This is a genomic window from Vibrio intestinalis (assembly GCF_025195085.2).
GTDB lineage: Bacteria > Pseudomonadota > Gammaproteobacteria > Enterobacterales > Vibrionaceae > Vibrio > Vibrio intestinalis.
Genome location: NZ_JANAVY020000008.1, coordinates 21,363 through 35,948 on the forward strand (window position 1 = coordinate 21,363; position 14,586 = coordinate 35,948).

At 44.9% G+C, this 14,586-nt stretch carries 18 protein-coding genes; 14 read left to right on the forward strand and 4 right to left on the reverse strand.

The features are described 5' to 3' along the window. Positions 1-9 precede the first annotated feature (9 nt). A complete protein-coding gene (locus tag MU515_RS12125; protein WP_260260690.1) occupies positions 10-498 on the reverse strand; it encodes a hypothetical protein in 489 nt (162 codons plus the stop codon). A gap of 62 nt (positions 499-560) precedes the next feature. Next, positions 561-1,076 (reverse strand): nicotinate-nicotinamide nucleotide adenylyltransferase, encoded by a 516-nt coding sequence (locus tag MU515_RS12130; protein ID WP_260260691.1) that lies wholly within the window; start codon positions 1,074-1,076, stop codon positions 561-563. 115 nt (positions 1,077-1,191) lie between these two features. On the opposite strand from MU515_RS12130, the gene nadE reads away from it, so the two are divergent. Then, positions 1,192-2,019, forward strand: a complete 828-nt coding sequence (nadE, locus tag MU515_RS12135; RefSeq protein ID WP_260260692.1) for an NAD(+) synthase — start codon at positions 1,192-1,194, stop codon at positions 2,017-2,019. A 66-nt stretch (positions 2,020-2,085) separates the two neighbouring features. On the opposite strand, the gene MU515_RS12140 is transcribed toward nadE, so the two are convergent. Further along, entirely contained in the window at positions 2,086-3,435 is a 1,350-nt protein-coding gene (locus MU515_RS12140; RefSeq protein ID WP_260260693.1) for a DEAD/DEAH box helicase, read from the reverse strand. Between the two features lie 284 nt (positions 3,436-3,719). Between MU515_RS12140 and MU515_RS12145 the strand changes: the two genes are divergently transcribed. The 4 genes from MU515_RS12145 to MU515_RS12160 all read left to right on the forward strand — a co-directional run bounded on the left by MU515_RS12145 (position 3,720) and on the right by MU515_RS12160 (position 7,184). Then, positions 3,720-3,977: an Lpp/OprI family alanine-zipper lipoprotein gene (locus MU515_RS12145; RefSeq protein ID WP_260260694.1), complete on the forward strand. Its 258-nt coding sequence runs from the start codon at positions 3,720-3,722 to the stop codon at positions 3,975-3,977. Positions 3,978-4,207: 230 nt separating this feature from the next. After that, the gene (locus MU515_RS12150) at positions 4,208-5,158 is read left to right on the forward strand and encodes an HlyD family secretion protein (RefSeq protein ID WP_260260695.1); all 951 of its coding nucleotides are present in this window, start codon (positions 4,208-4,210) and stop codon (positions 5,156-5,158) included. 2 nt (positions 5,159-5,160) lie between these two features. Continuing rightward, complete coding sequence (locus MU515_RS12155; protein ID WP_260260696.1) at positions 5,161-6,087, forward strand: ABC transporter ATP-binding protein; 927 nt, start codon at positions 5,161-5,163, stop codon at positions 6,085-6,087. After that, a complete protein-coding gene (locus MU515_RS12160; RefSeq protein ID WP_260260697.1) occupies positions 6,084-7,184 on the forward strand; it encodes an ABC transporter permease in 1,101 nt (366 codons plus the stop codon). Before MU515_RS12155 ends, MU515_RS12160 begins: the two co-directional genes overlap by 4 nt. Here MU515_RS12160 and MU515_RS12165 read toward each other — a convergent pair. Then, complete coding sequence (locus tag MU515_RS12165) at positions 7,181-8,092, reverse strand: endonuclease/exonuclease/phosphatase family protein (RefSeq protein WP_349775447.1); 912 nt, start codon at positions 8,090-8,092, stop codon at positions 7,181-7,183. The genes MU515_RS12160 and MU515_RS12165 overlap by 4 nt on opposite strands. A 270-nt stretch (positions 8,093-8,362) precedes the next feature. Between MU515_RS12165 and MU515_RS12170 the strand changes: the two genes are divergently transcribed. From MU515_RS12170 to MU515_RS12210, 9 genes are all read left to right on the forward strand, one after another. After that, the gene (locus tag MU515_RS12170) at positions 8,363-8,911 is read left to right on the forward strand and encodes a type II secretion system protein (RefSeq protein ID WP_260260699.1); all 549 of its coding nucleotides are present in this window, start codon (positions 8,363-8,365) and stop codon (positions 8,909-8,911) included. Between the two features lie 639 nt (positions 8,912-9,550). Then, on the forward strand, positions 9,551-10,786 hold the full coding sequence (gene gltS, locus MU515_RS12175; protein ID WP_260260700.1) for a sodium/glutamate symporter: 1,236 nt from the start codon (positions 9,551-9,553) through the stop codon (positions 10,784-10,786). 250 nt (positions 10,787-11,036) lie between these two features. Then, positions 11,037-11,915 carry a LysR family transcriptional regulator gene (locus MU515_RS12180; protein ID WP_260260701.1) on the forward strand — a complete coding sequence of 293 codons (879 nt, stop codon included), beginning with the start codon at positions 11,037-11,039 and terminating at the stop codon, positions 11,913-11,915. Positions 11,916-12,167: 252 nt separating this feature from the next. Continuing rightward, entirely contained in the window at positions 12,168-12,386 is a 219-nt protein-coding gene (locus MU515_RS12185; RefSeq protein WP_260260702.1) for a hypothetical protein, read from the forward strand. 82 nt (positions 12,387-12,468) lie between these two features. Continuing rightward, complete coding sequence (locus MU515_RS12190) at positions 12,469-12,687, forward strand: hypothetical protein (RefSeq protein ID WP_260260703.1); 219 nt, start codon at positions 12,469-12,471, stop codon at positions 12,685-12,687. Positions 12,688-13,283: 596 nt separating this feature from the next. Further along, positions 13,284-13,475 (forward strand): hypothetical protein, encoded by a 192-nt coding sequence (locus tag MU515_RS12195; RefSeq protein WP_260260704.1) that lies wholly within the window; start codon positions 13,284-13,286, stop codon positions 13,473-13,475. A gap of 54 nt (positions 13,476-13,529) precedes the next feature. Continuing rightward, a complete protein-coding gene (locus tag MU515_RS12200; RefSeq protein ID WP_260260705.1) occupies positions 13,530-13,730 on the forward strand; it encodes a hypothetical protein in 201 nt (66 codons plus the stop codon). 58 nt (positions 13,731-13,788) lie between these two features. Next, on the forward strand, positions 13,789-14,007 hold the full coding sequence (locus MU515_RS12205) for a hypothetical protein (protein WP_260260706.1): 219 nt from the start codon (positions 13,789-13,791) through the stop codon (positions 14,005-14,007). An 82-nt stretch (positions 14,008-14,089) separates the two neighbouring features. Next, positions 14,090-14,308, forward strand: a complete 219-nt coding sequence (locus MU515_RS12210; RefSeq protein ID WP_260260707.1) for a hypothetical protein — start codon at positions 14,090-14,092, stop codon at positions 14,306-14,308. The last annotated feature ends 278 nt before the right edge of the window (positions 14,309-14,586 follow it).

Sequence of the window (14,586 nt, forward strand, 5' to 3'; positions counted from 1 at the left end):
AAGGTGCCGTTAAAACGGCACCTCAATTTGCATCGACCAACTATCACTGGTTTCACTGTGCCATAGGTAATCTAAACGCATGCGAGGCTCGCCCGGTTTTTTATCACCGATACCGACACTAAATTGCACGCCATGACTCATCAAATACTCTTCGGTAGAAAGATCATTGCGCTCACGTTCGATCTCGTCTGGCATCCACACGCCAATACCAAAATAACTGTCTGAAACTTGCTGAGTCAGCATCGGGCTATTTTTAGATTTGAATACCCAATCAGACCAATACTTAGCCTTATCTGCTTTACGAGCTGGCGCTAGGTACTCTTTACCATTGATAACTTCATCCATCATCGAATCACCGGCATAGTACAGATAACACTCTGAGCTGTCGGAATCATACGAGTTCGATTGGAAATGGAATTCCGAGTTGTCCGATAAACAAGTCGCTTGGGCAGCAGCCGAAAACAGACCAAAAACAAGCCAAGTGCTATTTTTAGCCATAATCACCTCAGTAATCAGAGGCAGTGGTCAATCACCATACTGCACACTTGATGATAATTTAATTAATAATATTTATTGTCGGCCAGAATAGAGCAAACTTTAGGGGTGGTGAGATGATTAATTGGTAGATTTTGTTGTAAAGCGTGACGTATATCAGTGCTTCGTATGGCAACGGTTTCAGGGCATGCCATCACTGACCAACGGCGTACGATCTCATCAGATTTATAAAACTTACTAAAATTGAATAAGTTATCTGGTCCCATCACAAAAGTAAGCTCTGAATCAGGCCATTGTTGCTGCAATGCTTCCAACACGGAAAATGTCGTGACCGCTTGCTTGGTTTGTTGAAATAAAACTTCTTCTACTTGGCTGCGCGATACGTTATCCAAATCCATATCATCAATAAACGCATCGACAAGTTGAGTGCGCAGCGCATAATCCAACATTTGTTTTCCCCATGCATGGGAGATACTCGGTAACAGCAATACGTGATCAAAATGTTGTAGTGATTCAATAACGCTCTTATGGCCTAAGCTCGGTGGGTTAAACGCACTACCGAAAACGGCAATTTTAGACATGGGAAAACCTATTGAGAATGTCGCTATGTTTGAGATTAACGCCCCAAACTGTGTTGATTGAGGTATGATACTACGAATATCAATACAATTAATAACGCTTGCAGGAATAAAACTAATGGAACAGTTGATTCGCGATGAGATGCGCGTCCTACCATCGATTGACCCTCACTTTGAAATCACTCGTCGAGTTGATTTTATCAAACGTAAACTAACCGATTCAGGCTGCAAATCACTGGTACTTGGCATCAGTGGCGGCGTGGATTCGACCACTTGCGGTCGATTAGCTCAGTTAGCCGTTAACGAGTTAAACGAACAGCATGGTGGCGGTTACCAATTTATCGCAGTTCGCCTGCCTTACGGTGAACAACAAGACGAAGATGAAGCGCAATCTGCTTTGCAGTTCATCCAGCCGAGCCACTCTGTTTCCGTAAACATCAAACCAGGCGTTGATGGCATGCACGCGGCCTCTCATCTGGCATTAGAAGGCACAGACCTTCTGCCTACAGACAGTGCAAAAGTTGATTTTGTAAAAGGTAACGTAAAAGCGCGCGCGCGCATGGTTGCTCAATACGAAATCGCAGGTTACGTTGGCGGCCTAGTGTTGGGTACTGACCATTCCGCGGAAAACATTACTGGTTTCTACACTAAATTTGGTGATGGCGCATGTGATCTTGCACCGCTATTTGGCTTAAGCAAACGCCAAGTGCGCGAAGTGGCGGCAACGCTAGGCGCGCCTGAGCAACTAGTGAAAAAAGTACCAACAGCCGATCTTGAAGAGCTTGCACCACAAAAAGCCGATGAAGACGCGCTTGGCCTTACCTACGAACAGATTGATGATTTCTTAGAAGGCAAGCCTGTTTCACAGCAGGTAAGCGACCGCTTAGTGCATATATACACTATCACTCAGCATAAGCGTCAACCTATCCCGACGATTTACGACTAATCATCGTAAAACGAAAAAAGCTGCCTAAGGCAGCTTTTTTCATGTCTGTTTAATACAAACAGCGATTTACTCGTCGTCCACTTTAGGCGCAACTTTCTTCTTAGGAATAAAGACAGAATCACCCACAGCCACGTTTTGGTAGAAACCTTTATCGCGCTTCGCTGGCTTCTTCGCCACCTTCTTCGCTTGTGTCTTGGCCTTCTTGTTGCGGTAATCGTTGTTCTTGTTACGCATATCAGGCTTACGCGGTTTGATGCCTTTAAACTTACCTTTCAAACCCTCAAGCTCTGAGAAAGCCAGATCTTGTTGCAGGTAAGTCTCAACACGTTTGAAGCTATCCCAATCTTTCGGGCCAACCAGAGACACCGCATCACCCTTGTTACCAGCACGGCCAGTACGGCCTACACGGTGTACGTATTCTTCAGTGTGCTTAGGCATATCAAAGTTGATTACGTGAGTCACGTTAGCGATGTCTAGGCCGCGTGATGCCACATCCGTCGTCACAAGAATCTTAAATACCGCGCGCTCAAACTGGCTCATGATGGTATTACGCTGTGTTTGGTTTAAGTTACCACTCAACGCGACCGCTTTCAGTTTCAGCTCATTCAATTTGGCAGTTAGACGCTCGGTATCATCACGTGTTGCAGTGAAGATAATGACCTGACGGTACTCAGCTTCTTCTAATACACGTAAAAGAATCGCTTCTTTATGATCTAAGTGATCACACAGGTAGAACTTCTGAGTGATGTCTTTGTGCTCTTGGTTAGAAACACCCACAGCAATACGCTTAGGCTCGTTTTGCATCTCTGATGCAATGTCGTTCACTTCCGCATGATCAAGCGTTGCTGAGAACATCAACGTCTGACGACGGCGGTGTTTCGCGGCATTGTGAATACGACGTAACTCAGGCGCAAAGCCCAAATCAAGCATACGGTCTGCTTCATCCAGAACCAATGTTTCTAAACCGTCAAGGTAAAGAGATCGGTGCTCTAGGTGATCCGCTAGACGTCCTGGCGTTGCCACAATGAATTTAGGGTAGCGGCGCAGCGCTTTCACTTGGTCGTTGAAGTTTTCACCACCAACGATAAGGGTCGCATCGTAACTTAAGCCACCTAGCATAGTGCGCAGTTCACCATACACTTGCTTTGCCAACTCACGGGTAGGAGCAAGGATCAAACCACGCGGGTCTTTAGCAGAGAACGCTTTGGATTTTAGCGATTTATGCAACATAGGTAGAACAAATGCTAAAGTCTTACCTGAGCCTGTTTTTGATGATGCCAGCAGATCTTTTCCAGCAATAGCCACAGGAATGGCTTGTTGCTGAATGGTCGTCGGCTTCTTAAAATCAAAATGGTTCAAAGTCTTTAACAAGCGATTGTCTAAGCCTAAATCTTTAAATTGCAAAGTGTTCTCCAAAATGCTGAGTGTCGTTTCTAACGACGATGAAAATTAAACGCGTAATGATACCTCGAAACAGACCGATCTGGATAGAGATCACATAAAATAATCAACTAAAACCACACCGATTACTCCTTTCTCGCGAACAAAAATTCCACTCCCTCGCAATAAGCTGGCTAAATTCTTGGATTATTTTGACTTTTCCCTACTACTCGAATCAAACATTTAGAACTACAATTGATCTGCTATACCTCGTAAGGTGTAAAACAAAACTAAAACTTACCAATGCAAGGAGTTCAATCATGAACAAAATGGTTATCGCAGCTGCAGTGTCTTCAGTACTTATCCTAGCGGGTTGTGCTTCAGGCAATAACGAGGCAACAGAGGCAACAACTGCCAAGCTTGATGAACTAAGCAACCAAGTAAGCCAGCTTAGCCAAGACGTACAAGCTCTGAAATCAGAAGTAGGTAAATCTGGCGATGCAGCTATGTCAGCTCAAGAGGAAGCAGCACGCGCTAACGAACGTATCGACAACATTGCACAGTCGTACACTAAGTAATATCAGTGTGATGTAATTTAGGGCCTACGGGCCCTTTTTTGTGTCCAAAGTTCAGTCAATTCACTTAATTAATCATTTGATGAATATTTGGTTAATTATCTTTCTTTTCCTCGGCTTACAAATCAGTCTACCCTAAATAGGTAGCTTAATTATTCTTCGAACTTTGCCTATCTGCTTACGCTCGCAGTGAGTGATAGTGACAACAACGAAAACAGCCAGAGGTTTTCATCATGAAACGCATCTTTCTCGCCCTCACCTTCATCTCCATTTTAAGTGGCTGTAATTCCAATGAAACGGCCAAAGCCCTCGGCACATTAGAAAGAGATCGAGTCACGTTTACTGCCACTAGCAACGAGATTATTCGTGAGTTGCCCGTACTAGAAGGATCCGCTGTGACTCAAGGTCAAGTGTTGGTTAAGCTTGATAGCAAGAGCCAGCAAGCCATGTTAGCGCAAGCCATCGCCTCTCAAGCGAAAGCGGATGCCTACCTACTCAAGCTAACTAACGGTGAGCGACCTGAAGATATTGCTGCTGCTGCGGCACGAGTAAAACTGGCTGAAGCTCAGTTAACCGAGGCGCAGAAAAACTACCAACGAAAAGCTGAACTGGTGAATAAAAAACTTATCAGTCAATCAGAAAAAGATACCGCTTTGGCCGGCCGTGACTCAGCAAGGGCGGAGCTAGAATCTGCCAACGAAGAGTTTAGTAAACTAACGGCTGGTGCGCGCCCTGAAGATATCGAACAAGCTAAAGCGGAACTGGCCGCAGCGAAAGCAGAGATCTCCCTACAGCAACAAAAACTCGATGAGCTAACCATTGTCGCAACGCGCGACGGTATTTTAGACAACCTGCCATACAACTTAGGGGAACGAGTACCTACCAACGCGATTGTTGCGGTGGTTCAAGCGAGCCGCATTCCTTACGCCCGAGTGTATGTGCCTGCTACTTACCGGGTAAATTTTGTTCCGGGTAAAGCGGTCAAAGTGCATGTTGATGGTGTAGAGCAACCTTATAGCGGCACTGTGCGTTGGGTGGCCACTGAGCCTTCATTCACACCTTACTATGCCCTAACCGAAGAAGAGCGTTCGCGCTTGATGTATTTAGCCGAAGTCGATCTCGAGGATAGCGCCGTTAAATTGCCATCAGGAATCCCTGCTCAAGTTGATTTAGCAGGAGAATAGCCATGAGTGAGTACGCGATTACTGCGCAAAATGTGGTGAAAAAATTTGGTGACTTCACTGCTATCGAAGGCATTAACTTAAATGTACCCAAAGGCAGCATTTACGGATTTCTCGGCCCAAATGGCTGCGGTAAATCCACGACAATTCGAGTCCTGACTGGTCTACTTAGCCCAACCTCAGGCGATGTAGATGTACTGGGCTTGGAGATTCCGAAACAATCGGAATTACTGCGACTTAAAATAGGCTACATGACGCAGAAGTTCTCTTTGTACGATGATTTAACGGTCGAAGAAAACTTGCAATTCATCGGCCAGATTTTCGGTATGCCGACCAAACCGCTGCAACAACGCATCAACGAGCAACTGACCACCTACGGCCTTGACCAAAGACGCAAACAGCGCGTTGGTGGCATGAGTGGCGGCCAAAAGCAGCGTCTTTCACTAGCCGCCGCTACCATGCACAAACCAGAGCTATTGTTTTTGGATGAGCCGACCTCTGCCGTCGACCCTGAAAACCGCCGCGAATTTTGGGAGCAGCTGTTTGATTTAAGCGACCAAGGCACCACCATTTTAGTGACCACCCACTATATGGATGAAGCCGAGCGCTGCCATCGACTTGCAATAATGGAATCCGGCTTAATTCGTGCAGATGGTGAGCCAGAGCAGTTAATGGCCGATATGGGCGTTAACATTGTGGAAGTCAAAGCACCGCAACTTAGAGCGCTTAAAGAAAAGCTGTTAGCCAGACAAGAGATTCGCTCAGCCGCTCAACTTGGTATTCGACTACGCGTTTTGATTCGCGATCATGTTGATCAGCCTATCCAATGGTTATCTGAGCAGTTTCCTGAACTTGCCAATGCTGAAATGAACTTGGCCAGACCGAGCCTTGAAGATGTATTCGTTACCGTTACAGGGGAGGGCAGACAATGATCCGTTCAATCGCCCGTATGAAGGCAATCATGATTAAAGAGATTCGCCAACTCTCTCGAGATCGAATCACCTTTGGCATGGTTGTGATGATCCCTCTCATCCAATTACTGCTGTTTGGCTTCGCCATCAATACCGATGTTCGCGATATTCCTGTGGCGGTGGTCGATCAAAGCCAAAGTGCAGCAGGCCGTGTGATTACCGAATCCGTGCGAGTCACGCAGGTGGTCGAGATTACTCACCGTTTTGCAACCGCTCAACAGGCTGAACAAGCGATCCAGCAAGGTGAAGTGCGCGCCGCTTTGATTCTGCCGAAAGATCTCACTCAGCGTATGGTGCAAGGTGATGTGTTAGGCCAATGGATTGTCGATGGCTCAGACACCATGATCAGCAGCGCGATTATGTCTTTACAAAACATGCCGCTAACGGATTTCGATTTTGAAATAAAACCTAGCACACACAAAACCTTTGAAGTGGCACTATTCTACAACCCTAGCCAACGCTCGGCCGTCAACATTGTGCCCGGCTTACTCGGGGTTATACTGACCATGACGATGATCCTATTCACCAGTGCCGCCATTGTTAGAGAAAGAGAGCGAGGTAACTTAGAGCTATTAATCACCACCCCGATCCACTCGTTTGAGCTCATGGTGGCTAAAATCATCCCATATATTTTTGTTGGTTTGATTCAAGTGGCGATTATTCTCGGGTTAGGCCATTTCATTTTCGGCGTACCGATCAACGGCGCTCTAAGCCAAATTTTACTGGGTACGTTGCTGTTTATCGCCGCTAGCTTAACGCTTGGCTTGGTTATTTCCACCGTTGCGAGTACTCAACTGCAAGCAATGCAGATGACCGTATTCATCTTACTGCCTTCTATTTTACTGTCCGGATTTATGTTTCCTTATGAAGGGATGCCAATCGTTGCGCAGTGGATTGCCGAGGCCCTACCTGCTACACATTTTATGCGTTTGATTCGCGGGATTGTATTGCGCGGCGCAGACTTGATCGATTTGTGGCGTGACACCGCCTGGCTTGCCGCATTCACCGTACTTGGGTTACTGGTCGCCTCGAAGCGCTTTAAAAAGTCACTCGATTAATAGCCTATTTGGGTAACGACCATTCTATGATCCGACCCACTCGGCGCAGCTTGACTGTGCCGAGTGCATATTTTACGAGTGCCTTGTGTCGATTTAAGCCACAAATGATCAATCGCTACCATCGACCATGAAGGTGTATCTACTTGCTGAGCCCAAATTGGCCAACTTGCCACGGGTGCGGTTTGAAAACCAGAAAACAACCGAGTAAAGCGCACGCTGCGAGCAGAGAGATTAAAATCCCCCACCACCAGCACTTCATCATTCTCATATCCCTTTAATAGCGATTCTATCGTTGCAAGTATCGCATTTCTTCTATGCCATAACTCTTCATTCCGCGGTGATACTGGGTGAGCACTTACCAGCAGCAATGGGCTTTGTCTGCCCGCCTGCCAAGTAGTAAAAATTACATGCTGCTGATCGGGCGTGGTATAGACTGATCCTTGGTCTAACGGGAAGCGACTCAAGATCATTTGGCTTGACGGATAACCTACTCCCGGTTGACCACCATAATAATACGGATAGATGTCAGTCAGGGTTTGAAGCATCTCTCCCACCGACGGCGACACTTCCTGTAAAACCACCAAATCCGCAGGATGCTGAATTAAGTAAGTCATCAATTGGTTGAGGTTCGGATTAGAATAGAACAGGTTGTATTGAATGATGGTTAAAGGGTTATCGCACCGAGCAAACAGCTCACGACTTTGAACTGGCGAAAGCAGCAAAAAGCAGCTAACCAGTACAGCGCAAATCCCTGCTTTTAACCAATGCTTGATGAGCAACATAATGATGCACCAAAGGCTATACCCCACAACGAATAGCGCCGGATAACCCGTGATGTTTTCTACCCACCACACATTGTCATTAAGCGTAAAGTAACCCCACAGCATGGCAGGTAGCAATAAAAGCAACCAATGTAACCCCCGCATGATCTTTTTGCCGATAATCCACTCCTTCCTTTGCGCAAACCCTCTAAAGTATGGAACAAAGAGAGTGAAAGAGGAGGAAATTCACTTTTTTCGTCAGCACTTTTTATCTTTCAGATGACAGAGACTCCAAGGGTAACTTGACTAAAGTTTATGCGAACTTTAATGCTAAATGGTTATCGTATGTTGACCTTTATCCATTCAATTGGCTAAGCTTGGATTAACTCTTGACCATTGAAACATTGGACGTATTAGATGGGAAAACGCGGCTTTACGCTGATAGAAATGATAGTAACACTGATAATTGTGAGCATCCTTGGTGTATTCGCAGCCGAGCGATATCTCAATTTTACTCGCGACAGTCACCAAGCGAAAATTGAAGGCGCCGCTGCCGCGCTATCCAGTGCTATGGAGCTTGTGCGTACTCGGATCATTATTGATAACGCAGAGAACTCGGTAGACTACGAAGGTGAAACCATCACCCTTATCGAAGGCATGCCTCAAGCCAGCGCAGGCAGCATACGCGCCCTACTACACATCGAAGTACCTTCCAGTTGGACAAGACGCTGGACAACAACCCCCTGTGCCGAACCAAGTTACTGCATTCTCGGTAATATGTTTGCTGGCAAAAATGGTTTTATTGATGTGCCCGGCTACATTGACTCGGGCACTCGCGGAGAGAACCGCGTCGCCTACCTTTGGTCTACTGGCTATACCCTCAACGAAAATGGCTGCTTTGCTTATTACATTAACAACGCGTCAACTGGAGAAGTCATCACAGGTACGGTCACTGATGGTTGTTAATCGATACAAATTGCGGCAAAAATCAGCTCAAAAGGTCAATACACCCTAGCCAATAATTGCAATAATGGTTATAAAATCAGCGAATAATACTAAAATAAACAAATTTTGCAGCGATATGCTATAATCCTGCCCTGTTATAACAACAGCACTTGTTGCAGCTTGATCATTTCCCGAGAATCGGCTCAATTAACTCGCATGAGTCAGAGTTTAAAAACTACGCAGGGAACAAGCAAACTCAAATGTGAGAGCGCCTATTGGGCGCTCTATTCGTTATGACGGGAAGGAACTTTGTTTCATAGTGATAAGCACTTTCTGTTTAAGTAAAGGAGCCTAAATAGGTTCAGAAACTGCCGCTCGGCCATTACGCACAATACTCTATTCCACCCTCCTGAAAATGCTTGTTGTATTTGATGGTGGCGGACAAAAAGGAGCCTAACCCGCTCCTTTTACATTTTAGGGCTAAGGATAATAAGCGCATCAATACCACCGCTTAATGACGGCTCTAAAATCAGCCTAAGGCGCATTGAATATCACCTTTAGAGATTGTGAACACGAAGACGAGAAAAGTGACTATGGAGCAAAGGATTAACTCACTCTCAGTCATTACGGAGGATGAAGAGAAAAATAATAAGAGGCAATATGAATCATTTAATATCTGTAGGTGCTCTGGAATCATTTTTGATTGCCATTAGTGTGCTGTTTTTGGGGCATTTCATTAATGCCAAGCTACCGGTCTTAAAGAAGTTCAACATACCTGAGCCCATTGTTGGAGGCTTAATTGTTGCCTGCATCATTACAGCTCTGCATTTCAACGGCATCGACCTAGAATTCGATTTACCGTTACAAAACACTTTCATGCTGATGTTCTTCGCCACTGTCGGTTTAGCGGCCAATTACACTCAGCTCATTAAAGGGGGCGCGAAGGTTTTCATCTTCTTGGCCGTAGCCTCTTTCTATATCATCATTCAAAATGGCGTGGGAGTTTCTCTCGCAGCTGCTTTAGGATTAGACCCATTAATGGGCTTGATTGCTGGTTCCATAACGCTTTCCGGTGGTCACGGCACAGGCGCTGCATGGTCACAAACTTTCCAAGATGTGTATGGCCTCAACAATGTATTGGAAATCGCCATGGCATCGGCCACATTCGGCCTGATCATTGGCGGTATCATTGGTAGCCCTGTAGCGCAGCGTCTTGTAGAAAAAAACAACATTGAATCGGAATATGGTTGCGGTGGCCGCGATGCTAAAACCCATGAAAGATTTCCGGAGCTAGTGACTTACAACGAGTATGAAGAAGACAAGGTGACCGCTAAAAAAGTGGTCGAGAAGCTATTCTTCCTATTAATCTGTGTCACTGGTGCAAAATACGTTGAGCAATGGGTAAGTACTTACGACATCCAATGGTTAATGATCCCTGACTTCGTTTACGCCTTATTCATTGGTGTAATCATCACCAACTTTTTGGAAGTCACTAAGATTCGTAAGCTGGATGCTGAAACCATCGATATGTTGGGTACGGTATCACTGTCACTGTTCTTAGCCATGGCACTGATGAGCCTAAAACTTTGGAACATTTTTGACCTCGCAATCCCGTTCTTAGCGATTCTCGGTGTGCAGTCGGTTATTTTGGCCATCTTTACCTACTACGTGACGTTCCGAGTTATGGGTAATAACTATGATGCAGCGGTTATCGCCGGCGGTCACTGTGGCTTTGGTTTAGGCGCCACACCAACAGCGGTCATGAACATGGGCTCTATCGTTAACCGCTTTGGCCCATCGCCACAAGCGTTTATGGTTGTTCCTATTGTAGGCGCGTTCTTCATTGATATAGTCAACCTTATCATTCTACAAGGTTACATCTCCTTCCTAGGTTAAGTTAACCCTACAAGAACAACCCAACGGCCGCATTTACAATGCGGCCGTTTTTCTTCCTGTCATCACTTGACGACACAAGCGTGCACTTCTCTCTCGCAGTACGATGTACCAAACATAAAATTATCCACGTTACATTACGTTGTTGTTGATATGCGGCACACTTCACGCCAAAAGCAGGATAATATCGTTGAGTTGAGGTTCGTCTCCCCCCTATATTCAATACAAGACGTAACGAATAAGAGCGGTCAATATGGGACACAATCTAGACATTCAAAGTATCTATGTTCTAGTGAAAATGTATGAGTTAAGAAACGTAAAGCTGGTGGCAGACTCATTAGGCAAAACTTCGAGCGCCGTAAGTAAAATACTCGCTAAGCTCAAACTGCATTTCGAAGACCCATTGTTCATACAAACACGAAATGGGTTTGAACCAACCACGTTTACTGATACTAACATCGCCCACTTCGAACAAATATTGGCAACCTTCCATTCAATTCAGCACAGCGATTTCGATCCAAAGACACTAAAGCAAGAGATCATCATCTATGGCCACGCTTTAATGTGGGACAACTTCGGTGATGCCCTTTATCTAGCAATAAGAAAAGAAGCGCCTTTAGCCAAGATATCAATCCGTCAATGGAGCTTAGAAGCGCGCTCTCGTTTGGTTGAAGGCGAAAATTCCGTGGCATTCAATGTTTACGACGAAACGCTGCCACAGGTGATCATACAAAAACCGATTCTCGAAGTTTACCCTGCTTTTTATGTACGCGATGATCACCCTGCACAAACGTTTGAAGATTTGCTCGACTATCCTTTTATAGTAACGCGTAACCCAGGTTGGAATGAGGTTCGTTACCCGCTGCTAGAAAGGCTTAGCAGTTTGGGCCACAAAATCGTGCCAAATGTGGAAATCGAAAACACCCAAGCGATAGAAAACATCGTGCGCGACTCGGATCATTTTTCTTTCACTATGGCGCAGTTAACGCCTAAAGGCTGCAGAGTGATTGAACTGCCACGATTATCAGACATCAATTCTAACTGTGTGATGAGCTTTCATCGCGCCAAGCAAAATGACCCACAAAAAGACTGGTTGTATAAAACTGTCTACAAAGTACTGAGCGCAGGTTAACCGATTTATCTTTCTCATGTCATTGCGCTAACACTCCTCTAAAACTGGTTTTGTATCTTTACGGCTCAAGGGTAATTCATCCTTGAGCCGTTTTTTATTTATATTGAACCCATAAATTTTGTGATGCACTTCCAATAGATTTCCAGAATGGAAAGTATGCATTTCCTCGCAGCGTGATAAGAATCTCACTATTATTCATCGTGTAGGGCGGGATGACCCGCTAACCAAAATAAAAAATACGAGGCAACCATTATGAAAAACGCACTAATCATCGCTCTATCAGTTTTCTCTTTTTCAGCGTTCGCATCTGACACAGCTCAATCTAACAATGGCCTAAATGGTGATTTGATTCAGCAAGCAACAGCAGCAGGTATGACAACCGAACAAGCCGTGAAAGGTGTATCGGTAGGTGAAATTCAACAAGGTCCTGTTCTAGACCGTAAAGAGCACCGTCGTGGTGCAGAACATTAATCAGCGACGGTCAATATCGACTTCCCGCTAACAAACAAACCAATAGAAATAAAGACTGTTAAACAGCACAAAGGTAACCATTATGAAAAAAGTACTAATTATCGCTCTATCACTTGTTTCTGTATCAGCTTTTGCAGGTAACTCAGCGCAATCAAACAACGGCCTAAACGGTGACTTAATTCAAAAAGCAACCGCTGAAGGCATGACAACAGACCAAGCTGTACATGGCGTAGCAACTGGTGATTTCGAATTCCACTCTGTACTAGACCGTAAAGAAAACCGTCGCAGAGCGAGCCACTAATATATGCACTCCAGCACATCGACCACATCGCTCAAGGAGGAGCGAAGCTGGATAAATTTCACTCCCCTCTAACTCCCATCATCCATCACATACTTACTTTCAACAGATATCCTGCTGTTTGGAATCTCCCTGCACAGACACTTGAAGATTTGCTCGACTAGCCCTCTATTGTTACTCACTACTAGAAAGATTCTGTTACCTCCCAAAGATTGCAGACTGATTGAGCTACCTCGATTATCAGACATCAATTTTAACTGCATGCTGAACTTTCATCGCGCCAAGCAAAATGACCCGCAAAAAGGCCGGTTGTATAAAACTGTCTACAAAACACCGAGCACAAGTTAACCGATTTATCATTCTGATTTCATTGCACTAACACTTTTTTAAAACTGGGTTTGTATCTTTACCGCTCAAGGGTGATTCATCCTTGAGCCATTTTTTATTTGTATTGAACCAAGGAATTTTGTGACGAACCTCTAATAGATTTCCAAAATGGAAAGTATGCATTTCCTCGCAGTGTGACGAAAGTCGCACTATTATTAATCTTGTAGGGCGGGATGACCCGCTAACCAAAATAAAAAAACGAGGCAACCATTATGAAAAACGCACTAATCATCGCTCTATCAGTTTTCTCTTTTTCAGCTTTCGCAGCTCAATCAAACAACGGTCTAAACGGTGACCTAATTCAACAAGCAACCAACGCGGGTATGACGACAGAACAAGCAGTACAGGGTGTCGCTACGGGTGAGATTCAGCAAGGTGCAGTACTTCGTAACGCGAATCACTAATCCAAACCCAACTTCACTAACAACAGTAGACCAGATTAAAAAAGGTAAACCATTATGAAAAATGTACTCATCATCGCTCTATCAGTGTTCTCGGTTTCAGCCTTTGCGGCGAATTCAGCTCAATCGAACAACGGCCTAAACGGTGACCTAATCCAACAAGCAACTGCAGCTGGCATGACAACAGAACAAGCTGTGTACGGTGTTGCGACTGGCAAAATACAACAAGGTCCGATTGATCGCACTGCAAACCACTAACGTAAATATTCATTAATTAGAGTTCAAAACTGCTCAATAACGAAAAGGTAACAACGTTATGAAAAATGCATTCATCATCGCTCTATCGCTATTTTCTTTGTCAGCGTTCGCTTCAGACACTGCTCAATCTAACAATGGCCTGAATGGTGATTTGATTCAGCAAGCAACAGCAGCAGGTATGACAACCGAACAAGCCGTGAAAGGTGTATCGGTAGGTGAAATTCAACAAGGTCCTGTTCTAGACCGTAAAGAGCACCGTCGTGGTGCAGAACATTAATCAGCGACGGTCAATATCGACTTCCCGCTAACAAACAAACCAATAGAAATAAAGACTGTTAAACAGCACAAAGGTAACCATTATGAAAAAAGTACTAATTATCGCTCTATCACTTGTTTCTGTATCAGCTTTTGCAGGTAACTCAGCGCAATCAAACAACGGCCTAAACGGTGACTTAATTCAAAAAGCAACCGCTGAAGGCATGACAACAGACCAAGCTGTACATGGCGTAGCAACTGGTGATTTCGAATTCCACTCTGTACTAGACCGTAAAGAAAACCGTCGCAGAGCGAGCTACTAATATATGAACTCCGGCATTTACCATACCGCTCAGGGACGAGCGGAGCCGGACAAATTTAATTCTTCTCTGATTCCAACCACATATCACCCCTGCTCGTATATCTTGCTGTAATCCGATTATCTATTTCTCTCCCGCTGTGCTAGTATCTGCGACTTTTTGATCATCCTCACACTTTGTTATGCAAATAATTGAGGGAAATTCACATGCTTATACCTAAAGCCAATAACAGCAACAATAGGCTAATAATGGTACTGAGCACGAAAATAGCGAACCATACT